Origin of the sequence: Pseudomonas fluorescens (assembly GCF_019212185.1) — a bacterium.
GTDB lineage: Bacteria > Pseudomonadota > Gammaproteobacteria > Pseudomonadales > Pseudomonadaceae > Aquipseudomonas.
This window is the reverse complement of sequence record NZ_CP078138.1, coordinates 939,736-962,705: the sequence shown is the minus strand read 5'-3', so window position 1 is coordinate 962,705 and position 22,970 is coordinate 939,736. Positions and strand designations below refer to the sequence as shown.

The following is a 22,970-nucleotide window of genomic DNA, read 5'->3' as shown; positions in this document are numbered from 1 at the left end:
TCAATCCGCGCCGCCGCTCCCAGTCATTTACTTTAGCTGTGGTTTCAATTTACCTTTCAGGGTCTTGCGCTGTGCCCGCCTGCCCCGATCAAAGGACCCCGATCATGCAATCCCTCGGCTTCACCTCGGTTCCGCCGCTGCTCAAATACGTGCGCCATGCCGAGCACCTGGGGATGACCATTGAGCCAGCGTTGGCCGCAGCCGGGTTGCAGGCGCAGCAATTGAGCGACAACAGCCTGCGCATAACGGGTGAAGCCCATGAGCGTCTGCTCGACTATTTCTGCGAGCACTCCGGCGATCCACTGTTCGGGCTGAATTCGGCACGCTTCGTCTTGCCCAACTCCTGGAGCGTGCTGGGCTACATCACCATGAACTGCGCGACCCTGGGCGATGCAATGAACCGGATCATGCCGTTCGAGAAACTGGTGGGCGACATGGGCGTCAGCCGTGCCGAACTGCAGGGGCAACAGGTGCACCTGATCTGGACCTGCCGCCACCAGCGCCCCCGCATCCGCCGCCACCTGGTGGAGAACGTGCTGGGTTCCTGGCTGCAATACGCGCGCTGGATTGCCGATACGCACCTGTCAGCGGACGCCGTGTGGTTCGAACATCCATTACCGGCCAACACTGAGCTGGCGCAGTACGAGGCGTTTTTCGATTGCCCGGTGTTGTTTGATCAGCCTTACTCGGCGCTGATCGTGCCGCTGCCTTATCTGCAATTGCCGCTGCGCCAGGCCGATGCGCAATTGCTGCGCACCCTGGAAGAACATGCATTGGGCTTGATGGCGACGCTGGAAGACGCGTCGCTGGAGCAGCGGGTGAAAAGCTGCCTGCGCCAGTTGCTCAAGGAAGGATTGCCGCGCAAGGAACAGGTCGCCGAACAATTCGCCGTCTCGGTGCGCACCCTGCAACGCCAACTGCACCAGGCCGGCACCACCTACCAGCAAATCCTCGACGACCTGCGCCAGGAACTGGCCGAGCACTACCTGCTCAACAGCACTCTGCCGATCCAGGACATCGCCCAATACCTGGGCTTCACCGAACCCCGCTCCTTCCACCGCACCTTCAAAAGCCGCCGCGGCATGCCACCGGGGGAGTTTCGGCAGACCCATCGGCAGGGGGATTAGGGTTGAGATTGTGGTGGGGTGGCTGACGCCCTTAAGGAGCTGGCTTGCCAGCGAACCAGACGCCTCGGCACATCAGACGCACCGCCTTCGCCGGCAAGCCGGCTCCTCGGAACATCAGATATACCGCCTTCGCGAGCAGGCTCGCTCCCACAGGTCTGCGGCATGTCGCAGATATCTCGGACACCTTAGATCCCTGTAGATGCTGGCCTGTCGGATGGCGCATCACAGCAAAGAACGACAACGCGTTATCACTATCTAGCTTCGTGGCTGATCCACATCATCCAGCACTCGATTCACCAGCAACTGCCCCAACGAAATCATCTGCGCTATCGCCAACGCCACCTGTCGACGCGAACCTTCAAGTTCGAACGCCAAGTCAGTGGCCATCACATTCACTGAAGCCAAGGTCTCCGAGGCATGGGCCAACAGGCGTTCTCGGTCCAACCCAGGCATGACAGCAAAAATGCTCGATGGGCATTTGTTCGCAACCGAGCCCCGCATCGCTGTCGGCTTCAGGTAGTGATCGAGTGCGCGTTCGGCAGCGGCGTGGAGTTTGCCGGCGTCATCGGAGGCATAGGGAGAAGTGACGAGGGATTCAGGTGGATCGGGGGTGATCTTTTTCATGGCGAAGCTCCTTGATCAGATGGAGCTGCCACTACCTGCTGTCAAACAAGAATGGGTGGCAGCTGTGCGCGGGTTGACAGACCGAGGATCAAGGAACCCGGCGCACACGAATGTGCCCCACGCACAGCCGCCATAAATCAGAACAGCGGACACAAAAAAAGTGCCTACGGTTCGAATAGCGGCACTTGCATGCCAAGATCTGTTCGGTCTGTCAAAACCGGTCGCTGAATTGGCAGCGACCCACAAAGAGTATCCGTGGCCGAGATCCAGCACAACCCACAAAGGCCGTCGGACCATTCGCGCTTGGGGCTTGCCAGCGGAAGTATTCAAACTGCCAAAGTGGGTTCGCCTGACATGCCGTCTTCGCGAGCAAGCTCGCTCCCACAGGTTTAGTGTCATGCCGAATGAATTGCGAACACCGCAGCCCCTGTGGGAGCTGGCCTGCCAGCGATGCAGACGCCGCGGTACATCAGATACCCAGCCATCGCGAGCAGGCTCGCTCCTACGAGGTGCTGACAAACACCAGCCGATTGCCAAACGGATCCTTGACGCTCATTTCCCGACTATCCCAAGGCGTGTCCTCAATACCAGGATGGGCATAGCGGTAGTTTTTCGCCAGCAGTTCCTGGTGAAAGGCGTCCAGCGCATCGGTCTCGATACGCAGCGCCGCACCCGGCGAGGCGTCGCCGTGGTGCTCAGAGAGGTGCAGCACGCATCCGCCGCGCGAGACCTGCAGATAAAGCGGGTAATTGGCCTCGAATCGGTGCTGCCAATCGACACTGAAGCCGAGGAAGTCGACGTAGAACTCCAGCGCCTTGGCCTCGTCGAAGATCCGCAGGATCGGGGTGATTTTTCCAAAACCCATGGTGATGCTCCCTGATTGAATGCAGAGCATCATAGACAATCCGTGCGATCAGGTGTCAGGCGTTAAAGCCGGCGCGCAAGTCGCCCTCTCGCGCCAGGAATCGCCCATGCCGCTGACCATTGGCCTGCCCGTCGACGTAACTGCGCACCCCATTGACCCACACCCCGTCGATGCCGTCGGCCGAACGCTGCGGGTCGCTGAAGTCCGCGACATCGCGCACCGTCGCCGGGTTGAACAGCACCAGGTCGGCCCAATAGCCCTGGCGAATTTCGCCGCGATGCTTCAAGCCAAAACGCGCCGCCGACAACCCGGTCATCTTGTGCACCGCAGTGTGCAACGGGAACAACCCGAGGTCTCGACTGAAGTGCCCGAGCACCCGGGGGAAGGCGCCCCACAGCCGTGGATGAGGGAACGGGTCTTCCGGCAGGCCATCGGAGCCAACCATCGACAGCGGGTGCGCGAGGATCCGCCGCACGTCCGCCTCATCCATGCCGTAATACACTGCGCCCGCCGGCTGCAGACGCCGCGCCGTATCCTCCAGGGACAGGCCCCACTCGGCAGCGATGTCGATCAGGTCGCGACCGCTGACCTGCGGATGGGGTGTGGACCAGGTGATGGTGATGCGATGGGCATCGGTGACTTGTTTGAGGTCGAGGGTCGAGGAACTGGCGGCATAGGGATAGCAATCGCAGCCGACCGGATGACTCTGCGCCGCCTGCTCCAGCGCCGCTAACAACTGCGGACTGCGCCCCCAGTTGCCGGCGCCAGCACACTTGAGGTGGGAAATAATTACCGGGCTTTTGGCCTGGCGACCGATATGAAACGCCTCGTCCATGGCCTCCAGCACCGGCTCGAACTCACTGCGCAAATGGGTGGTGTAGACCGCACCAAATGCCGCCAGCTCCGTGGCCAGTTGCACCACCTCATCTGTGGATGCAGAAAAGGCACTGGCATAGGCCAGCCCCGTCGACAGCCCCAGCGCACCGGCTTCCAGGCTTTCGCGCAACTGCTCGCGCATGGCACTGATTTCAGCGGCGCTGGCGGTGCGCTGCAGGTCATCCAGATGATTGCTGCGCAGCGCCGTGTGCCCCACCAACGCCGCCACATTCAGGGTTGGTCGAGCCGCCTCGACCGCCGCGCGGTAGTCGCTGAAGCGCGGATAGACGAACGCCGCCGAAGTGCCGAGCAGGTTCATCGGATCCGGCGGATCGCCGCGCAGTTTCACCGGCGAGGCGCTGATCCCGCAGTTGCCGACGATCACTGTGGTCACCCCTTGGCTGAGCTTGGGCAGCATCTGCGGCTGACGGATCACCACCGTGTCGTCATGGGTGTGCACGTCGATGAAACCCGGCGCCAGCACCCGGCCGCGAGCGTCGACCACCTCATCGGCGTTGTCGGCCGACAAATCGCCGATACGCTCGATCCGCCCGTTCAGAATGCCGACGTCAGCCGAGTACGCCGGGCGGTTGCTGCCGTCAATGATCGAGGCGTTGCGGATCAGGGTGTGGTACCGCATGTCAGTCTCCCAGCGGCAAAGGGGCTTCGTCTGAATTTACTTGGACAAAATTTTCAGCATCACCCTCCACCCGCGTACCCCACCAACTTCCCCTGAATAAAATCCAGAAAACACTGAATCCGCAGCGCCAACTGCGAGTTGCGGTAGTACACCGCGTTGATCGGCTGGCGGTAGCCGCTGTTGGCCTCGGCCAGCAGTGGGATGAGGCGACCGGACTGGATGTCGGCGGCGGTCATGAAGTCTGACAGGCAGGTGATGCCCTGGCCTTCCAGTGCCAGTTGGCGCAGGGTTTCGCCGCTGGAGGCGCTGAGGCTCGGCTGGATTTCCCAGCGATCACCGTGCGCATGGCGCAGCGGCCAGTGGTTGAGGGTTTCGGTCTGGGTGAAACCGAGCAGCGAGTGCCCGGCCAGTTCGGCGACGCTGCGCGGGGTGCCGTGTTGTTTCAGGTAGGCCGAGCTGGCGAGGATGTGCAACGGGCTGCAGCCCAGCGGGCGGGCGTGCAGGGTCGAGTCGGCCAGGGCGCCGATGCGAATGGCGATGTCGGTGCTTTGTTCCAGCAGGTCGATGATCAGGTCGTTGCTGTTGAGTTCGAGCTGGATGTCCGGGTAGAGCCGGCGGAATTCGTCGATGTAGGGCACGATGGCGTGCAGCATGAACGGCGACGCAGCGTTGATCCGCAGCCGTCCGGAAGGCGTTTGCTGTCGCGAGGTCAGACGCTCTTCCAGTTCTTCCATCTGATCGAGAATGCGCTTGGCCTGTTCGAAGAAGTACTTGCCCTCCTCGGTCAGGTCCATGCGCCGCGTGGTGCGGTTGATCAGGGTGGTGTCGAGCTTGGCTTCCAGGCGCGACAGCGTGCGACTGACCGCCGAGGGCGTTTGCCCGACCTGCTCGGCGGCAGCAGAAATCGAACCGCACTCAATCACGCAGACGAAAATCTGCAACTCATCGGATCTGGCTTTCACCGCTGCCCTCGCTGTCGAACCCGCCCGGCACTGAAGCCCGGGCCAAGGCGTCGATAGTAGCTCGATACGCGGCGCGGCGCAGGTCAGGCCGGCAGGTTGAACACGGTCTTGAGGTGTTGCTCGTAACGCGCCACGTCGCCTTCGATGTTCGGACGCTTCATCACGTCGACACAGAGGAAAGTCGGCAAGGCCGTCATGCCGAGGAACTGGTTGGCTTTGTGGAACGGGAAGTACACGGCGTCGACGCCACGGGCTTCGAAGAAATCGCTTGGGTCGTCGAAGGCTTGCTGGGGTGCGTTCCAGGTCAGCGACAGCAGGTACTGTTTGCCCTGGATCAGGCCGCCACTGCCGTACTTCTGCGAGGCGTCGGAACGGGTCCGGCCATCGCTGGCATAGAGGCTGCCGTGGCCTTCGGTGAAGACTTCGTCGATGTACTTTTTCACGGTCCAGGGCGCGCCCATCCACCAGCCGGGCATCTGGTAGATGATCACATCGGCCCAGAGGAACTTGGCCACTTCTTCGGCGATGTCGTAACCCTCGTCGATATGAGTGACCTTGACGTCGATGCCGCCGCGATCCAGCACCGCCAGCGCCGCGTCGTGCAAGGTGGCGTTGTAGCGACCGTCGGAGTGAGCGAATTTCTTGCCACCGTTGAGCAACAGAACTTTTTTCATGGAGTGCCTCGTCATCTGGATTGAATGCGCCGCGCTGTGGATCAGTCGCGGGATCAAGAAGGTGTGTTTCGATGGCGAGCAGAATATCGAGGGAGGTCCGGCTGAATAAGCCACGAACCGGCAAATCACATTTGACCTATACGCACGAATGAAGCACCTATTGTTGCCGTAGAATTTCCTCACACCCCTTCAGAGGAAATCCCATGACTCAGCAACACGGCTTCATCCTGCAGGCCAAGACCCGCCCGGAACAATCCGACGCGTTCGAGGCACTGTTCCGCGCCTACGTCGAACCCAGCCGCGCCGAGCCTGGCTGCATCGAGTACCACATGCTGCGCGATCAGCAGGACCCGAGCCTGTTCATCTTCTATGAAATCTGGGAGTCCCAGGCCCATCTCGACACGCACTCGAACCTGCCGCACATGAAGGCGTTCTTCGACAAACGCATGGACTACCTGGAGCGCGACTTCGAGATCCGCCGCATCGACATGCTCAGCCCGTCGTCCGCTAGCCGCTGATCAACAAGTGGCCGCCGAGCAGGCCCAGGCCGATGAAAAATACCCGCTTGAACAACACGGCGCTGATCCGTTGACGCAGCCATTGCCCCAGCAGCATGCCGAGCACGGCGGGGATCAGCGCCAGCATCGAGGCGCCGAGTTCACCGCCGCTCAGGGCACCGCGCCACATCAGCCCGCCCGCGAGAGCCAGGGTCGACACGGTGAACGACAAGCCCAGCGCCTGCACCAGTTGATCCTTGCCCAATCCCAGTGCCTGCAAGTACGGCACCGCCGGGATCACAAAAACCCCGGTGGCCGAGGTGATGACGCCCGTCAGCATCCCGCACAACGGCCCCAGCCAGCGCTCGCTGCGACTGCCGACCCGCAACGTCGGCAGGAATAACCCGCTCAAGGCATACAACACCAGCGCCGCACCCAATGCGCGCACCACCCATTGGCCTTCGTCGATGCCCAGCCATAGGGTGCCAGCGCCGGTGCCGAGAAAAATCGCCAGCAACATTGGCCACAGCCTTACGAGCAGCGCCCGCAGGTGGCCGCCGAATGCCAGTTGCCAGAGGTTGGTCAGGGTCGCCGGGATAATCAGCAAGGCTGCTGCCTGCACCGGCGCCATAGCCAGGCCGAGCAACCCCATGGCAATGGTCGGCAGGCCGAGGCCGATCACCCCCTTGATCATTCCCGCCACCAGGAATGTGCCAATCACCAGCAACGACAGGGCTGGACCGAGGTCTTGATAAAACGCCAGGAGAGTATTCATAGCGCCATTGTCGAACGTTGCCGGTGCGCTGAAAATTCGCCATATACTGAGCCTGCCTCTTGTTTTAACAGAGCCAGGAACATTCCATGCACTTCGACTTGATAGATTTACGGCTATACCTGAACACCCTCGAAGCCGGCAATATCACCGCCGGTGCGCTGCGCAGCCATCTTTCGCTGGCTGCGGCCAGTGCACGGATTCGGGCGATGGAATCGTCGCTGGGCATCACTTTGTTGGAACGCGGTCGCCGTGGCGTCAGCCCGACCCCAGCCGGCAAGGCGCTGGCCCGGCATGCGCGACTGATGCTGTTGCAAGCCGAACGCTTGCAGCAGGATCTGGCAGAGTACGCCAAGGGCGTCAAAGGCCAGGTGCGCCTGCTGTGCAACACCACGGCGCTCAGCGAATACCTGCCGGAACTGCTCGCCGACTTCCTGCGCACACACCCCAACCTCGACATCGACCTGCAGGAGCTGCCAAGCCAACGCATCACCCACGCCCTGCGCGAGGGTGCCGCCGAGTTGGGTGTTGTCTCTGACGCGGTGGATACCCAGGGTTTGCAGACCCGGGCGTTTCGCGACGACCCGCTGGTGCTGGTCTGCGCCAAGGATCACCCGCTGGCCGAGGCTCGATCCGTGACCTTCAGCCAAAGCCTGGGCCACGACTATGTCGGCTTGAATGCCCACAGCGCGCTGGCGATTTATCTGGAGGAGCAGGCGTTGCATGCCGGGTTGCGCATGCCGATACGGATTCGCGCTGAAGGCTTCGACGCGGTGCTGCGCATGGTCGCCCATGGCGCGGGGCTGGCAATTGTGCCGTTGGCGGCGGTGCAGCGTTGCCCCGCGCCACTGCCGTTCAAATTTTTCGCCCTGCAGGAGCCTTGGGCCCAGCGCACCTTACTGCTGTGCGCCCGTGACTTCGACGCCCTGCCGCGCTACGCCCAGGCCCTGCTGCACGCCTTGCAGCCGCAGCAGGGGAGTTAGCCGATCACGCCTCGTCAGGCACCGTCCCCAGCGTTGCACCGGCTTTGCCCTTACGGAAAAACAGCGCGTAGACCAGCGACAAGATCAGCAGGAACGGCACGCCGAACACCAGGGTCATCTTGAACGCGTCGGTGAAGTAGGTGGTGATCATCACCGCCCCCATCAGCACCAGGCCCAGCAACGTGGTGTAGGGAAAAAAGCGCATGCGGAACGACAGTTTTTTCTCGCCATGACGCTGGTGGTAACGGCGGAAACAGTAGTGGGTGAGGAAGATCATGAACCAGGTGAAGATCGCGCCGAACATCGAGATCGCCATCATCAGGGTGAACGAGCTCTCCGGGTACAGCAGGTTCAACAGTGTCGCCAGGGCGATCCCCGAACTCGACAGCAGCAAGGCGTTGAGCGGGATGCCGCTCTTGCTCAGCACGCCCATGGACTTAGGTGCGTAACCGCCGCGTGACAGGCTGAACATCATGCGTGTGGTGATGTAGAGCTGGCTGTTCATCGCCGACAAGGCGGCGATCAAAATCACGAAGTTCATCACCCCGGTAGCCCCAGGAATACCGATGGTCTGCATCACCGTGACGAACGGACTCTGCGCCTTGCCCGCCTGAATCCACGGCACGATCGCCAGCATCAGCGCCAGGGTCAGCAGGTAAAACACCACCAGGCGCACGATGGTCGCGCGAAAGGCTTTCTTCACCGCGCGCTCCGGATCCTCGGCCTCACCGGCGGCGACCGCGATCATTTCCACGCTGAGGTAGCTGAAGATCGACACGATCACCGCCACCCACATGCCGCTCAGACCGTTGGGGAAAAAGCCTCCATGAGCGGTGTAATTCTGCACCCCGTACTCCGGGTTGCCGGAGCCGAACACCACGTACACCGCGAGAATGATGAAGCCGACAATCGCGCCGATCTTGATGGTCGAGAACCAGTATTCGAAGGTGCCGAAGGTCTTGACGCTGATCGCGTTGAGCACGATCAGCACGCTGGAGAACGAGACGATCCAGATCCATTCCGGCACGTTGGCGAACCAGTACTTCATGTACATCGCCACCGCCGTCACTTCAGTGCCGACCGCCAGCACAATCGCCGCCCAATAGGCGTAGCGCACCAGGAAGCCGGCCAGCGGACTGATGTAAAACTCGGCATAGGCACCGAACGAACCGGAGGTGGAATGGGCCACGGTCATTTCCGCCAGGCAGCCCATCAACAACAGGGTAATGATCGCGCCAATGGCATAGCTCAGCAGCACGCTCGGCCCGGCATAGCCGATGGCGTAGGCGCTGCCCATGAACAGCCCGGTACCGATCGCCCCGCCAATGGCGATCATGCTCATCTGCCCCGACGTGAGCTGGCGCCTGAGGCCCTGCTCACGGTTGGAGATCGTTTCGAAACCGCGGTTGTCGCTCATCGTTCACGCCTCTGCATTTTGTCTTTCTTGGAGAGAGCCAGTCCCTGGCGATACCGCCATGGGTCAGAGAATATTCAATGGATATTCAATGATCACCCGTACTTCGTTGTTGTCGGTGGTGTCGGCACTGGCTACCTGGGCGCTGGAGCGCAGGCTGGCCTGGCGGATCCGCACTGACAGGTCCTTGGCCTTGCCGGACTGCACGACATACCGCGCCTCGATGTCGCGCTCCCAGCGCTTGCCATCGCTGCCGTAACGCCCATAAGCGCCGTTGGGCCCGCCATCGTAGTGGCTGTCGTCGATGTGATCACCGTTGACGTAGCGCGACATGAAGCTCAACCCCGGCACGCCGAAGGCGGCCATGTCGAGGTCATAACGCAGTTGCCAGGAACGCTCGTTGGGCGCGTTGAAGTCGACAATCTGGATCGAGTTGGCGAGGAAGATCGACGTACCCGGCTGGCGATCGAAGCCCAGGTAGTCGAACGGCTCATTACCGTCGACCTGCTGGTAGGCCAGGGTCAGGCGTTGGGCGCCAAGCTGGTAGGCGGCGGCCAGCGACCAGGTGGTGTTATCGATTTTCCCGGCCAGGCTTTGCCCGGTGTCGTCGGTGCGGTACAGGTTGAAATCAACGTTCAGCGACTGGTTTTCGCCGGGCGCGAAACTGTAGTTGGTGTTGGCGTAGTACTGCCGCCAGATGTCCTTGAACTCCGAACCGTAGAGGCTGAAGCTCAGCTGGTCACTCAGTGCATAGCGACCACCGAGGTAGTCGACGCTGCGGGTTTCCACTCCGGCGTACAGGGCCTTGAGCGCACCGTCGTGGTTGCTCGAGTTGCTGTCACTGGCCGAGGTGAAGTGCCCGCTGTCGAGCAGCAGCCCTTGCAGCTCCTGGCTGGTCAGTTGAAAGCCATTGGCATGCTGGGTGAACAGACGCGCGTTGCCGGTGCCGAACACCGGGTTGAGCGGGGTCAGGTTGCCGTACTTGAGTTCGGTCTGGGAGATACGCGCTTTCACTGCACCGCCCGCCTCGGAGTACTCATCCTCGGGACGGCCATCGGAGTCGATCGGCAACAAACCGGTGCCGGTGCGCCCACGGCCGCTGTCGAGCTTGAGGCCCAACTGCGCGTACGCGTCGATGCCGAACCCGACGCTGCCCTGGGTGTAGCCGGAGCTGTAGTCGAGCATGATCCCGTGGGCCCACTCTTCCCGGTAGTTCTGGCCGCCGGGGTTGTTGAGGTTGTTGCGGTAGAAATAGAAGTTGCGGTTGGTCAGGGTCAGGCTACTGTCTTCGACGAAACCGCTGTCGGCGGCAACCGCCCATTGACCAAGGCTACTGCTGATGGCGAGCGGCAAGGCGAGCCAAAGGGACAATTTCATTCTGCGTGCTCCTTATTATTGTGTTTGCACAGAACTTTTGTTCAGACGACAAGATCCCGCTGCCGGCAAAAGCGGCAGCAGGATCGAGGCATCCCGGGGGTGTCAGGTCACGCTGTGGCGAACCTGGAATTGCGCTTGCGCCCAGGTTTTCTGGTCGAGGATTTCGCCGAGGATCTGCACCGCATCGAAGACCTCGGTGAAGCTGGTGTACAGCGGGGTAAAGCCGAATCGCATGATCCGCGGTTCGCGGTAGTCACCGATCACGCCCTGGGCGATCAGCGCCTGGATCACCGCATAACCTTCGGGATGCTCGAAGCTGACATGGCTGCCACGCTTGGCGTGCTCACGCGGGGTCACCAGTTTCAGGTCGTGGGCGGCGCAGCGCTGTTCGACCAGTTCGATGAACAGATCGGTCAGGGCCAGGGACTTGCGACGCAGGCTCTGCATGTCGGTCTGGGCGAAGATATCCAGGCCACATTCGACCATCGCCAGCGAGGTGATCGGCTGGGTGCCGCACAGGTAGCGAGCGATGCCCTGGCTTGGCTCGTAGGCCGACTCCATGGCGAACTGACGGGTGTGCCCAAACCAGCCGGCCAACGGTTGCGCGACCAGATTGCAGAGCTTCGGCGAGACCCAGGCGAAGGCTTGCGAGCCTGGGCCACCGTTGAGGTATTTGTAGGTGCAGCCGATGGCGTAGTCGGCATCGGCCCCGCGCAGGTCCACCGGCACCGCGCCGGCCGAGTGGGCAAGGTCCCAGATGGTCAGCGCGCCGCACTCGTGGATCAATTGGGTCATGGCCTGCATGTCGTGCATGTAGCCGGTCTTGTAGTTGACGTGGGTCAGCATCACCACGGCGACGTCCTGGTCGATGGCCTGGGTCAGCTCTTCGGGCGCATCCACCAGGCGCAGGCTGTAGCCCTGCTGCAGCAGGTCCATCAGACCCTGGGCGATGTACAGGTCGGTGGGGAAGTTGCTCGATTCGCTGACGATGATCTTGCGCTGCGGCGCACGCTCGGCCTGTACCCGCAGAGCCGCGCCGAGGACCTTGAACAGGTTGATCGAGGTGGTGTCGGTGACCACCACTTCGTCGTCACCGGCACCGATCAGGCTGGCCAGACGATCGCCCAGACGCTGTGGCAGGTCGCGCCAGCCAGCGCTGTTCCAGCTGCGAATCAGACCGTTGCCCCACTCCTCGGCGATCACCGCCTGCGCGCGCTCAAGGGACGCCTTCGGACGTGCGCCAAGGGAGTTGCCGTCGAGGTAGATCACGCCTTCGGGCAGCGCAAACTGATCACGCAGGGGAGCCAGGGTGTCCTGTGCATCGAGCGCCAGGCAATCGTTTCTTGTGGTCATTGTCGGTCCTGTTCTTTAAATGTCATGCGGCCGGTGCACGCCGTATTCACAGGCGTTCAAGCATCAGCACGATGAGCAAATAATGAACGAAGCATTGGAGAATTTTCGTGCAAAGTGCGAGGCCGTATAGTAGTTATCTCGAAGAAAATTCGAATTCCACCGACAAAAACGCGGATTTATTCAAACCATGACACTCGACTCGACAGACCTGCGGATCCTGCACTTTCTGCAGCAGGACGGCCGCATCAGTAACCAGGAATTGGCGGAGAAGGTTTCGCTGTCGCCCTCGGCCTGCCTGCGCCGTTTGCGCTTGCTGGAGAGTGAGGGAATCATCACTGGCTATCGCGCCGAACTGAGCGCCGAGCGCCTCGGCGTGGAGCTGGAGGCGATCGTTCATGTGTCGCTGCGCCAGGATGTGGATGACTGGCACGAGACCTTTATCAAGAAGGTCCAGTCATGGCCGGAAGTCGCCACCGCCTATGTGGTGACGGGCGCCAGCAACTATGTACTGCGGGTCCAGGCGCGCAACCTCAAGCACTTCTCGGACTTCATCGTCGGCAAGTTGAATCGCACGGCGGGGGTCACCGATATCCGCTCGGAAATCGTTCTGCAGAAGATCAAGGAGCGTGATGATTTGCTGGATTTAGTGGTGCGCAAATAACCCCCCTCCTACAGGGGCCCAAACCCGGGTTCAGTTGGAATCGGACTCAACGCATCCGCCGCGACTCGTTGCGCTGCACCGTGGCGCTGGGCGACTCTTCGAACAACTTGCGATATTCAGCAGAGAACCGGCCCATGTGGGTGAAGCCCCAGGCCATCGCGATTTCCGAGATGTTGCGCGCCTGGCCGTGTTCCAGCAGGTCCTGGCGCACCGCGTTCAGGCGGTGTTTCTTCAGATAGGCCATTGGCGACAGCGCGAAGTATTTGCGGAACGCCTCGAACAGTTTGAAGCGCGAAACCCCCGCCGCCATTTCGATATCTTCCAGGCACAGCGCTTCGCGGGCGTTGTCGTGGATGTACTGTTTGGCGCGGACCAGGTAGTGCGGCACCTTGACCCCCAGCACCTCGCGCAGCTCATCGGAGTAGTTGTTCGGCTGGGCGAGGATCAGGCCCTTGATCAGCGAGCTTTCGATGTCGCGGGTGAAGGTCACCTGATCGAACAGCGCGCTGTTGTGCTCCAGCTCGGCGATGAAATAGCGCGCCATCCGCCACCACGCCGCCGAGGCACCGTCCACCGCATCCATCAACGGCTCGAAGCGCAGTGGCGCGTCCAGCGGGCGTTGCAGAATGCCTTCGAGTGACTCGCTCATGGCCGCGCGGGTGATCACCACCTGGACCTTGCGGCAATCTCCGGAAATTGCCAGCACCTGGTTTTCGTTGGGCGAAATGATTACCCCCTGATCACGATCGGACCTGAGCAAGGCGCCGTTCTTGCGCAGCTCCTGCTCCCCCACCAACGGCAGGCTGAGGCTGTAGCTGCTGAAGTGCTCAGCGTCCTCGATATCGACGGTCACGTCGGTGCCGTACTCGATGGTGCCCAAGGTGGTGGCCATCGATTTGAAGACGTTTGCGCTGTGGTGAAAACGAATCCGCTCTGGCGTCGCGGTTTCCAGGCGATGCGGGCCGCAGATACCGGACATCCAGGTCCTGGCCCCTTCAAGGTCATAGTGATCGATACGAATATCGCGACTTTGCGGATCGGCTTTGCTACTCATCACGGCGCACCCACGGCAATATTTTTTCAGCGCGCTCTGACGGCGCACCTCTGGCTTGAACAGAGCAAATTCCAGACCAGCGAACGCGCGCGCTGAGCCGATGGATAGCAATCACCGACTAAGTGGATAACGCCACGCCCAGAAGCCGACCCGCGCATTCAAGACTGGGCAAAACAGTACATCAATGCGCGACATCAGTGCGCCCGTTCATCAACTGGCGCAGGAAATTGAGTATTCGCCGCCCAGAAAATGCACCCGTTGTTACCCGCCAAAAATGCGCACTAAGGCAGCCGTGAATTTTATGGACTGCCTTCGCCGACTAAGCGGATAGACCCCCACCCGTCCCACTCTCTCTAATGGGCGCACCGATTAGCCTGAACAAAAACAAGGGGCACACACCCATGAGTGGCGAGAAAAACGTCGAGCAATGGAAATCATTTATCGAAGGCTGCCTGGACTTCCGTCCGGCCGAAGGGGTGTTCCGCATTGCCCGGGACATCTTCACCGAACCGCAGCTGTTCGACCTGGAAATGGAACTGATCTTCGAGAAGAACTGGATCTACGCCTGCCACGAAAGCGAGCTGGCGAATAACCACGACTTCATCACCATGCGCGCCGGACGCCAGCCGATGATCATCACCCGTGACGGTGACGGTCAGCTCAACGCCCTGATCAACGCCTGCCAGCATCGCGGCACAACCCTGACCCGCGTCGGCAAGGGCAACCAGTCGACCTTCACCTGCCCATTCCACGCCTGGTGCTACAAAAGCGATGGCCGGCTGGTCAAGGTCAAGGCGCCGGGCGAATACCCGGAAGGCTTCGACAAGGCCACTCGCGGCCTGAAAAAAGCTCGCATCGAGAGCTACAAGGGTTTCGTCTTCATCAGCCTCGACGTCAATGGCGACAACAGCCTGGAAGACTTCCTCGGCGACTCGAAAGTGTTCTTCGACATGATGGTTGCCCAGTCGCCCACCGGTGAACTGGAAGTGCTGCCCGGCAAGTCGGCCTACACCTACGACGGCAACTGGAAACTGCAGAACGAAAACGGCCTCGATGGCTACCACGTCAGCACCGTGCACTATAACTACGTGGCCACCGTGCAACACCGCCAGCAGGTCAACAGCGACAACGGCACCAGCAACGGCAGCACCCTGGACTACAGCAAACTGGGGGCCGGCGATGCCAACACCGACGACGGCTGGTTCGCCTTCAACAACGGCCACAGTGTGCTGTTCAGCGACATGCCCAACCCCTCGGTGCGCTCCGGCTACGCGACCATCATGCCGCGCCTGATCGAAGAATACGGCCAGCAGAAAGCCGAGTGGATGATGCATCGCCTGCGCAACCTGAACATCTACCCGAGCCTGTTCTTCCTCGACCAGATCAGCTCGCAGCTGCGCATTATTCGCCCGGTGGCGTGGAACAAGACCGAAATCATCAGCCAGTGCCTGGGGGTGAAAAACGAGTCGGCCGCCGACCGCGAAAACCGCATCCGCCAGTTCGAGGATTTCTTCAACGTCTCCGGGCTCGGCACGCCGGACGATCTGGTGGAATTCCGCGAAGCCCAACGCGGTTTCCAGGCCCGTCTGGAGCGCTGGAGTGATATTTCCCGAGGCAGCCATCGCTGGGAAACCGGCCCTACGCCCAACAGCGAGGCGATCGGCATTCAGCCGGCGATGACCGGCACCGAGTTCACCCACGAGGGGCTTTACGTCAACCAGCACGCCAACTGGCAGAAATTCCTGCTCGACGGCCTGGACGCGAAATCCCTGAAACTCCGTGAGGTGTAACCATGAATGCGCAATTGCAGTACCAGATCGAGCAATTTTTCTACCGTAAATCCGAGCTGTGCGACGCCAAGGATTGGGACGCCTACCTCAAGCTGTTCGCCGAGCAGAGCGAGTTCCACTTGCCGCAGTGGGATTCGGAGCACGTCTATACCCAGGACCCCAAGCGCGAGATGTCGCTGATCTACTACGCCAACCGTTCCGGCCTGGAAGACCGGGTGTTCCGCCTGCGCACCGGCAAGGCCGCCTCGGCCACACCGCTGCCGCGCACCCTGCACCTGATCAACAACGTACGTATCAATGAACTGCCCCAGGGTGAGCTGGAAGTGCGCTTGAACTGGCACACGCTGTTCTATCGCCTGGCCACTTCCGAACAGTTCTACGGCACCGCCACCTATCACCTGACGCCCCATGACGGCAGTTGGCTGATCGCCCGCAAGCACGTGCTGCTGCTCAACGACACCATCAACTCGGTGCTCGATTTCTACCACCTCTGAGGAGACCGGCGCATGAACCACAAGGTTGCGTTCAGCTTTGCCGACGGCAAGACGCTGTTCTTTCCGGTGCAGGCCAACGAAATACTGCTCGATGCCGCCCTGCGCAATGGCATCAAGATCCCCCTCGACTGCCGCGAAGGCGTGTGCGGCACCTGCCAGGGTCGCTGCGAATCCGGCGACTACAGCCAGGACTATGTGGACGAGGAAGCCCTCTCCAGCCTCGACCTGCAGCAGCGCAAAATGCTCACCTGCCAGACCCGGGTCAAATCCGACGCGGCGTTCTATTTCGATTTCGCTTCCAGCCTGTGCAACGCCGCCGGGCCGGCGCAACTCAGCGGCACGGTGACCCAGGTCACCCAGGTCTCGGCGAGCACGGCGATCCTGCACCTGGACCTTGGCACAGACACCCCGGCGCTGGACTTCCTCCCGGGGCAGTACGCCCGGCTGCTGATTCCCGGCACCGAGAGCAAGCGTTCGTACTCCTTCGCCAACCGCCCCAGCGCGGCGAACCAACTGCAATTCCTGATTCGCCTGCTGCCCGACGGGGTGATGAGCAACTACATCCGCGAGCGCTGCCAGGTCGGTGACCGGATCGAGCTGGAAGCACCGCTCGGGGCGTTTTACCTGCGCCACATCACTCGCCCACTGCTGCTGGTGGCCGGCGGTACCGGGCTGTCGGCGATGCTCGGCATGCTCGACGAAATGGCCGAGCGCGGCTGCGAGCAACCGGTGCACCTGTACTACGGCGTACGCGATGCCGCCGACCTGTGCGAGCGCGCGCGCATCCTTGCCTACGCCCAGCGCATTCCCGGGTTTCGCTACACCGAGGTGGTCAGCGAGCCGACGCCAGAATGGAGCGGCAAGCGCGGCTACCTCACTGAGCACTTCGAGGCCAGCGAACTGCGCGATGCCGCCGCCGACATGTATGTGTGCGGACCACCGCCGATGGTCGAATCGATCAAGAGCTGGCTGATCGCGCAAAATCTGCAAAACGTGCAGCTTTATTACGAAAAATTCACCGAAAGCAACGTCTGACGGCCACAAACGGGCGCCAATTGAATAAGCTGTCGGGGTGCAACACAGCCGGACCAAAACAACTAGAAGGTAAGCAGATGGCGGAACAAATACAGCAACAGGGCGAACTCAAGCGGGGGCTGAAAAATCGACACATTCAGCTGATCGCCTTGGGTGGTGCGATCGGGACAGGCTTGTTCCTGGGTTCCGCTGGCGTACTCAAGTCAGCAGGCCCCTCGATGATTCTCGGCTACGCGATTGCCGGGTTCATCGCCTTCCTGATCATGCGCCAGCTCGGCGAAATGATTGTCGAGGAGCCGGTCGCCGGGTCCTTCAGTCACTTTGCCCATAACTACTGGGGTGGTTTTGCCGGCTTCCTGTCCGGCTGGAACTACTGGGTGCTGTACGTGCTGGTGGGCATGGCGGAGCTGACGGCAGTCGGCAAGTACATCCAGTTCTGGTGGCCCGAGGTGCCGACCTGGGTCAGCGCGGCGGTGTTCTTCGTGCTGGTCAACCTGATCAACACCATGAACGTGAAGGTGTTCGGCGAAGCGGAGTTCTGGTTCGCGATCATCAAGGTCGTGGCCATCATCGGCATGATCGTCCTCGGCTGCTACATGCTGTTCAGCGGCACCGGCGGCCCGCAAGCCTCGGTGAGCAACCTGTGGGACCACGGCGGTTTCTTCCCCAATGGCACCACCGGCCTGCTGATGGCGATGGCCTTCATCATGTTCTCCTTCGGTGGCCTGGAGCTGGTGGGTATCACCGCGGCCGAAGCCAGCGAGCCACGCAAAGTGATTCCCAAGGCGATCAACCAGGTGGTCTACCGGGTGCTGATCTTTTACGTCGGCGCCCTGACCGTGCTGCTGTCGTTGTACCCATGGGACCAACTGCTGCAGACCCTCGGCGCCTCGGGCGATGCCTACAGCAGCAGCCCGTTCGTGCAGATCTTTGCCCTGATCGGCAGTGACACCGCAGCGCAGATCCTCAACTTCGTGGTGCTGACCGCTGCACTGTCGGTCTACAACAGCGGCGTCTACTGCAACAGCCGCATGCTGTACGGCCTGGCGGACCAGGGCGATGCGCCGAAGTCGTTGATGAAACTGACCAAAAACGGCGTGCCGTTCCGTGCCCTGTGCGTGTCGGCGCTGGTGACCCTGCTCTGCGTGGTGGTCAACTACGTGGCGCCGCATAGCGCACTGGAACTGTTGATGGCGCTGGTGGTTGCCTCGTTGATGATCAACTGGGCGATGATCAGCCTGACTCACCTGAAATTCCGCAAGGCCATGCAGGCCAAAGGCGTGGTGCCGGGCTTCAAGGCCTTCTGGTCGCCCTTCACCAACTACCTGTGCCTGGCGTTCATGTTCATGATCATCTGCGTGATGTTGATGATCCCGGGCATCAGCGCCTCGGTGTATGCGATCCCGGTGTGGATCGCGATCCTGTACGTTGCCTACCGCTTGCGGGTGGCGCGCGCCGGGAATGTATCGGTCGCGCAGTAAGCTTCAGCCCATAAAAAACCCCGGCATTCAGTGAATGCCGGGGTTTTTTTATGCCTGTTGACTCAGAGCGTGGAGCGTACGCGCCACAGTTCCGGGAACAGCACGGTGTCGAGCATCTTGCGCAGGTAGCCCACGCCTTCGGTACCGCCGGTGCCAGGCTGGAAGCCGATGATCCGCTCGACCGTGGTCACATGGCGGAAACGCCACTGGCGAAACGAGTCTTCGAGGTCGATGAACTTCTCGGCCAACTGGTACAGGTCCCAGTACTGCGTCGGATTCTTGTAGACCACGCGCCAGGCCGCTTCGACCGAGGCATCGTGAGCAGTCGGCAGGGTTGGATCGACGCTCAGGCGCTGTGGATCGATATCCAGGCCGGCGCTGATCATCAGGCGGATTGCCTCGTCGTACAGCGATGGCGTGGCGATCGACTTCTGCAGTTCTGCCAGCAGTTCCGGACGATGGGCGTGGGGACGCAGCAGGGTCGCGCTCTTGTTGCCGAGGATGAATTCAATCTCGCGGTACTGGAACGACTGGAAGCCCGACGATTGGCCGAGGAACGGGCGGATCGCGTGGTATTCGGTCGGGGTCATGGTCGCCAGCACGGTCCAGGCATGCACCAACTGGTCGAAAATCCGCGACACCCGCGCCAGCATCTTGAACGCGGGCGGCAGCTCGCCGAGGCGCACGTGTTCGCGGGCAGCCTTGAGTTCGTGCAGCATCAGTTTCATCCACAGCTCGGACGTCTGGTGCTGGATGATGAACAGCATTTCGTTATGGTCGGGCGACAGCGGGTGCTGGGCGCTGAGGATGCGCCCCAGGTCCAGGTAATCGCCATAGCTCATGGAGTCGGAAAAATTCAGCTCGGCGTTATGCCATTCGTCGTTCTGGTTACCGGCGGAATACGGACATTGGCTCATTGGGCGGCCTCCTCAGGTGTCAATTTATTCAGGGGACGCAAAATGGCCCGGACCGGGCTGGCGTCAAGGTTGGCAAAGCGCAGCGGCAAGGCGATCAGCTCGTAGTCACCTTCAGGCACGTCATCGAGGACGATGCCTTCGAGGATAGCCATGCCGTGCCGGGCGATCGCGTTATGGGCATCCATGGTTTTCGAGGTCTGGGGGTCGAGGGACGGCGTGTCGATGCCGATCAGCCGCACGCCGAGGCCCGCCAGCAAATCGACAGTGGTCTTGGCCACGGCGGTGAAGTCGCTGTCCCAGGTCGCCAGCGGGGCCCGGCGATAGGTGCGCAACAGCACCCGTTCGGGCACCTGCCCGAGACGTCCGGCGAGCTGCTCGGGCTCGACCAGCGCACCGCTGTCCAGGCAATGCAGGACCCGGCACGGGCCCATGTAGGTGTCCAGCGACACTTCGCCGATGGGCGCGCCATCCGGGCTGTAGTGCAACGGCGCGTCGACATGGGCGCCGGTGTGCGGCGACAGGGTGATGCGCCCGACGTTGACCGGACACTCCGGCCCATAGGTCCAGACGCGCTCTTCCTGAAACGGTGTATCGCCCGGCCACGTGGGGGTGGCGGTACTCAAGGGTGGGCTGATGTCCCACCAGGAGGGTGTTGTTTTCATCGTATTGATCTCGGCCTGCTCACGCGTGAATGATACGAGCGAAACCCCTGAACTTTCTTGCGAAAAACTCCGCCGCTGGTCAAATGTTTCGCACTTACTGCTAAAAAAACCGAGTTTGAGCGATGGAAATTTCAATCACCGAAAGAGCCCCTTGACTCTCCCCCATGGGGCCGACTTTATCCTCCGGTTTTGGTTATTTGTAGGAGCGAGCCTGCTCGCGATGAGGCCGTCAGCTACACCGCATCAACTTCATCGCTAGCAAGCCAGCGCCTACAGGGACCTCATTTTTGTCCTTGAGTGATACTTCCATGAGCAAACGCATCCTGGTGATTCTCGGTCACCCCTCCCACGACAGTTTTTGCGGCGCGCTCACCGAGCGTTACGTGCAGGCCGCGAAAGATGCCGGGCACCAGGTGCGCGAACTGCGCCTGGGCTCACTGGATTTCGACCCGATCCTGCGCGAAGGCTACCGCCAGGTGCAGCCGCTGGAAGCCGATCTGCTGCAGGCCCAGGCGGACATCACCTGGGCCGAACACCTGACGTTCGTCTACCCGATCTGGTGGGGCGCGATCCCGGCGCTGCTCAAGGGCTTTTTCGATCGGGTGTTCCTGCCCGGGTTTGCCTTCAAGTATCGCCCCGGCAAGGCCTTCCCGGAACAGCTACTGCGAGGGCGCAGCGCTGACCTGCTGGTGACCATGGACACACCGCCCTGGTACTACCGCTGGGTGTACCGCATGCCCGGCCTGCATCAGATGCGCAAGACCACCCTGGCCTTCTGCGGCATCCGGCCACGCAAGACCCTGACTTTCGGCCCCATACTCGGCTCCACCGAACGGCAACGGGAAACCTGGCTCAAGCAAGCCCAGGCTATCGCTGCGGGGTAAGTCTCGGAGATAATCCGCCGCGTCAACCACGAAAAAGGGACTTTTCATGTACATCGGTAAAGCGGCGAAGCTTTCGGGCACCACCATCAAGAGCATTCGTCACTACGAAGACATCGGCCTGCTGCCGCCCGCCCAGCGCCAAGGCAAATACCGCATCTACGACCAACAGAGCGTCGAGCTGCTGAGCTTCATCAAGTGCGCCCAGCAACTGGGCTTCAAGCTCAAGGAAATGCAGGCAATGTTCCAGGACTACCACGGCCAGGCCATGCCGTGGAATCTGGCCCAGCAGGCGATCAGCGAGAAGAAGAAGCAGCTGAGTGCGAGCATCGCGCAGATGACCCGTCAGGTCCGCCAACTGAGCGAACTGCAGGCCAGCCTGGCACAGGTGCAGAGCGATTGCCCACTGGAGCGGATCTGAGCGCAAGCGCGTTTCTGGACAGCTGAGTGTCGACCCCAGACAACTGATCCGGGGTCGGGCGCTATAGGGTGCAGGTTCATTCCTGCCCAACGCCCGGAGTCCGCATGACCGCCCCGATTACCGTCCTTCGCGATACCCATCCCCTGCCCGTGCTCGATGCCTGCAAATGGGAAAAGCTCGAAGGCGACCCGCACACCGTCAACCTCAACGCCTACACCAGCGAAGATGGCAGCAAGATCATGGGCACCTGGATCTGCACGCCGGGTAAGTGGCGCGTCGATTATGTGAAGTGGGAGTACTGCCATTTCCAGGAAGGCTACTGCGTGATCACCCCGGACGGCATGGCGCCGATCCACCTGCGCGCGGGCGACATCTTCGTCGTCGAGCCAGGCATGAAGGGGACTTGGGAAGTGGTGGAGACGGTGCGCAAGTATTTCGTGTTTGCTTGATACCGGAACCTGCAAAAAACCTGCAGGAGCTGGCTTGCCAGCTCCTGCAATCCCACCCTGGATCCGCTTACTTCGGCTTGCGATAGCTGTTAACGATCGCCGAGAAATCCTGCCCACCCTCACCGCGCAAGCTCATCGCCTGGTACAACTGCTGGGCCACCGCGCCGAGCACCACCGGTTGATGCGCCTGACGCGCCGCTTCAGTCGCCAGCCCAAGATCCTTGAGCATCAGCTCGGCACCAAAACCGCCGGTGTAACCACGTGAGGCCGGTGCGGTTTCGATCACGCCAGGCCACGGGTTGTAGGTGTCCGAACTCCAGCAACGCCCGGTGGAGCTGTTGATGATCCCGGCCAAAACACCGGTGTCGATCCCCAGCGCATCGCCCAGGGCCATGGCTTCGCTGACGCCGACCATGGAGATTCCCAGCAGCAGGTTGTTGCAGATCTTGGCGATCTGCCCAGTGCCGACGGCACCGCAATGCACAATGTTGCGGCCCATCTGCGCCAGCACGGGCTGCAGGGTGGCAAACAACTCCGGGGTGGCCCCGACCATGAAGGTCAGGGTGCCCGCAGCGGCGCCACCGGTGCCACCGGACACTGGCGCATCCGCCAGGCTCACACCCTGCGCGGCCGCCGCCGCAGCGACATCCCGCGCGGTCTGCGGATCGATGGTGCTGCAATCCACTGCCGGCACACCCTCGCCGATTCCCGCCAGCACACCGTTCTCACCCAGCCAGACGCTGCGCACATGCGCCGCAGCCGGCAGCATGGTGATCACCAATTCGGCGCCCTGCGCGGCTTCCTTGGCCGAGCCGCTGATGTGCCCGCCCAATTGCTCCAGTTCCGCCAGCACCGCCTTGTTCAGGTCGACCAGGTTCAGCGCGTGGCCGGCCTTGATCAGGTTGCGCGCCATCGGCGCGCCCATGTTGCCCAGACCAATAAACGCGATCTTCATCTCGGC

The 22,970-nt window shown here is 61.5% G+C and carries 24 protein-coding genes; 11 read left to right on the top strand and 13 right to left on the bottom strand.

What is annotated here, in order from left to right; genetic code table 11:
• Positions 1-104: 104 nt before the first annotated feature.
• Positions 105-1,127, top strand: coding sequence for an AraC family transcriptional regulator GliR (gene gliR / locus KW062_RS04100; protein ID WP_105754876.1), 1,023 nt, complete (start codon positions 105-107; stop codon positions 1,125-1,127).
• 255 nt (positions 1,128-1,382) lie between these two features.
• Here the strand turns inward: gliR and KW062_RS04095 are convergent, their stop codons facing one another.
• The 5 genes from KW062_RS04095 to KW062_RS04075 form a co-directional block, all read right to left on the bottom strand.
• Positions 1,383-1,751, bottom strand: a complete 369-nt coding sequence (locus KW062_RS04095) for a DUF6124 family protein (RefSeq protein ID WP_027619304.1) — start codon at positions 1,749-1,751, stop codon at positions 1,383-1,385.
• A 502-nt stretch (positions 1,752-2,253) separates the two neighbouring features.
• Complete coding sequence (locus KW062_RS04090) at positions 2,254-2,616, bottom strand: glyoxalase superfamily protein (RefSeq protein ID WP_027619303.1); 363 nt, start codon at positions 2,614-2,616, stop codon at positions 2,254-2,256.
• A gap of 55 nt (positions 2,617-2,671) precedes the next feature.
• The gene (locus KW062_RS04085; protein WP_105754877.1) at positions 2,672-4,132 is read right to left on the bottom strand and encodes an N-acyl-D-amino-acid deacylase family protein; all 1,461 of its coding nucleotides are present in this window, start codon (positions 4,130-4,132) and stop codon (positions 2,672-2,674) included.
• A gap of 59 nt (positions 4,133-4,191) precedes the next feature.
• A complete protein-coding gene (locus tag KW062_RS04080; protein WP_105754878.1) occupies positions 4,192-5,094 on the bottom strand; it encodes a LysR family transcriptional regulator in 903 nt (300 codons plus the stop codon).
• An 83-nt stretch (positions 5,095-5,177) separates the two neighbouring features.
• Complete coding sequence (locus tag KW062_RS04075; RefSeq protein WP_027619300.1) at positions 5,178-5,768, bottom strand: NAD(P)H-dependent oxidoreductase; 591 nt, start codon at positions 5,766-5,768, stop codon at positions 5,178-5,180.
• A 203-nt stretch (positions 5,769-5,971) separates the two neighbouring features.
• Between KW062_RS04075 and KW062_RS04070 the strand changes: the two genes are divergently transcribed.
• Positions 5,972-6,286 (top strand): putative quinol monooxygenase, encoded by a 315-nt coding sequence (locus KW062_RS04070; protein ID WP_027619299.1) that lies wholly within the window; start codon positions 5,972-5,974, stop codon positions 6,284-6,286.
• On the opposite strand, the gene KW062_RS04065 is transcribed toward KW062_RS04070, so the two are convergent.
• Positions 6,276-7,040, bottom strand: a complete 765-nt coding sequence (locus tag KW062_RS04065; RefSeq protein ID WP_105754879.1) for a sulfite exporter TauE/SafE family protein — start codon at positions 7,038-7,040, stop codon at positions 6,276-6,278. The genes KW062_RS04070 and KW062_RS04065 overlap by 11 nt on opposite strands.
• An 86-nt stretch (positions 7,041-7,126) precedes the next feature.
• Between KW062_RS04065 and KW062_RS04060 the strand changes: the two genes are divergently transcribed.
• The gene (locus tag KW062_RS04060) at positions 7,127-8,020 is read left to right on the top strand and encodes a LysR substrate-binding domain-containing protein (RefSeq protein ID WP_105754880.1); all 894 of its coding nucleotides are present in this window, start codon (positions 7,127-7,129) and stop codon (positions 8,018-8,020) included.
• A gap of 4 nt (positions 8,021-8,024) precedes the next feature.
• On the opposite strand, the gene KW062_RS04055 is transcribed toward KW062_RS04060, so the two are convergent.
• The 3 genes from KW062_RS04055 to kynU all read right to left on the bottom strand — a co-directional run bounded on the left by KW062_RS04055 (position 8,025) and on the right by kynU (position 12,164).
• Positions 8,025-9,437 (bottom strand): amino acid permease, encoded by a 1,413-nt coding sequence (locus KW062_RS04055; protein ID WP_027619296.1) that lies wholly within the window; start codon positions 9,435-9,437, stop codon positions 8,025-8,027.
• 63 nt (positions 9,438-9,500) lie between these two features.
• On the bottom strand, positions 9,501-10,811 hold the full coding sequence (locus KW062_RS04050; RefSeq protein ID WP_105754881.1) for an OprD family porin: 1,311 nt from the start codon (positions 10,809-10,811) through the stop codon (positions 9,501-9,503).
• A gap of 102 nt (positions 10,812-10,913) precedes the next feature.
• A complete protein-coding gene (kynU, locus tag KW062_RS04045; protein ID WP_027619294.1) occupies positions 10,914-12,164 on the bottom strand; it encodes a kynureninase in 1,251 nt (416 codons plus the stop codon).
• Positions 12,165-12,351: 187 nt separating this feature from the next.
• Here kynU and KW062_RS04040 point away from each other — a divergent pair, with 187 nt between their 5' ends.
• Positions 12,352-12,825, top strand: a complete 474-nt coding sequence (locus KW062_RS04040) for an Lrp/AsnC family transcriptional regulator (RefSeq protein ID WP_027619293.1) — start codon at positions 12,352-12,354, stop codon at positions 12,823-12,825.
• A gap of 46 nt (positions 12,826-12,871) precedes the next feature.
• Here the strand turns inward: KW062_RS04040 and KW062_RS04035 are convergent, their stop codons facing one another.
• On the bottom strand, positions 12,872-13,879 hold the full coding sequence (locus KW062_RS04035; RefSeq protein ID WP_027619292.1) for an AraC family transcriptional regulator: 1,008 nt from the start codon (positions 13,877-13,879) through the stop codon (positions 12,872-12,874).
• Positions 13,880-14,280: 401 nt separating this feature from the next.
• Here KW062_RS04035 and antA point away from each other — a divergent pair, with 401 nt between their 5' ends.
• From antA to KW062_RS04015, 4 genes are all read left to right on the top strand, one after another.
• Positions 14,281-15,669, top strand: coding sequence for an anthranilate 1,2-dioxygenase large subunit (antA, locus tag KW062_RS04030; RefSeq protein WP_105754882.1), 1,389 nt, complete (start codon positions 14,281-14,283; stop codon positions 15,667-15,669).
• 2 nt (positions 15,670-15,671) lie between these two features.
• Entirely contained in the window at positions 15,672-16,163 is a 492-nt protein-coding gene (gene antB, locus KW062_RS04025) for an anthranilate 1,2-dioxygenase small subunit (protein WP_105754883.1), read from the top strand.
• Between the two features lie 12 nt (positions 16,164-16,175).
• The gene (gene antC, locus KW062_RS04020) at positions 16,176-17,198 is read left to right on the top strand and encodes an anthranilate 1,2-dioxygenase electron transfer component AntC (protein WP_027619289.1); all 1,023 of its coding nucleotides are present in this window, start codon (positions 16,176-16,178) and stop codon (positions 17,196-17,198) included.
• Positions 17,199-17,275: 77 nt separating this feature from the next.
• Positions 17,276-18,679, top strand: coding sequence for an amino acid permease (locus KW062_RS04015; protein WP_027619288.1), 1,404 nt, complete (start codon positions 17,276-17,278; stop codon positions 18,677-18,679).
• 62 nt (positions 18,680-18,741) lie between these two features.
• On the opposite strand, the gene kynA is transcribed toward KW062_RS04015, so the two are convergent.
• Together kynA and kynB are read right to left on the bottom strand one after the other, a co-directional pair.
• Positions 18,742-19,596, bottom strand: coding sequence for a tryptophan 2,3-dioxygenase (gene kynA / locus KW062_RS04010; RefSeq protein WP_027619287.1), 855 nt, complete (start codon positions 19,594-19,596; stop codon positions 18,742-18,744).
• Positions 19,593-20,258 carry an arylformamidase gene (gene kynB, locus KW062_RS04005; protein ID WP_105754884.1) on the bottom strand — a complete coding sequence of 222 codons (666 nt, stop codon included), beginning with the start codon at positions 20,256-20,258 and terminating at the stop codon, positions 19,593-19,595. The genes kynA and kynB overlap by 4 nt, the downstream gene beginning before the upstream one ends.
• Positions 20,259-20,566: 308 nt before the next feature.
• Between kynB and KW062_RS04000 the strand changes: the two genes are divergently transcribed.
• From KW062_RS04000 to KW062_RS03990, 3 genes are all read left to right on the top strand, one after another.
• Entirely contained in the window at positions 20,567-21,142 is a 576-nt protein-coding gene (locus KW062_RS04000) for an NAD(P)H-dependent oxidoreductase (RefSeq protein ID WP_027619285.1), read from the top strand.
• Between the two features lie 46 nt (positions 21,143-21,188).
• On the top strand, positions 21,189-21,560 hold the full coding sequence (locus tag KW062_RS03995; RefSeq protein WP_027619284.1) for a MerR family transcriptional regulator: 372 nt from the start codon (positions 21,189-21,191) through the stop codon (positions 21,558-21,560).
• 104 nt (positions 21,561-21,664) lie between these two features.
• A complete protein-coding gene (locus tag KW062_RS03990) occupies positions 21,665-22,009 on the top strand; it encodes a cupin domain-containing protein (protein ID WP_003177747.1) in 345 nt (114 codons plus the stop codon).
• 67 nt (positions 22,010-22,076) lie between these two features.
• Here KW062_RS03990 and mmsB read toward each other — a convergent pair whose 3' ends face one another.
• Positions 22,077-22,964 (bottom strand): 3-hydroxyisobutyrate dehydrogenase, encoded by an 888-nt coding sequence (mmsB, locus tag KW062_RS03985; RefSeq protein WP_027619283.1) that lies wholly within the window; start codon positions 22,962-22,964, stop codon positions 22,077-22,079.
• Between the last annotated feature and the right edge of the window lie 6 nt (positions 22,965-22,970).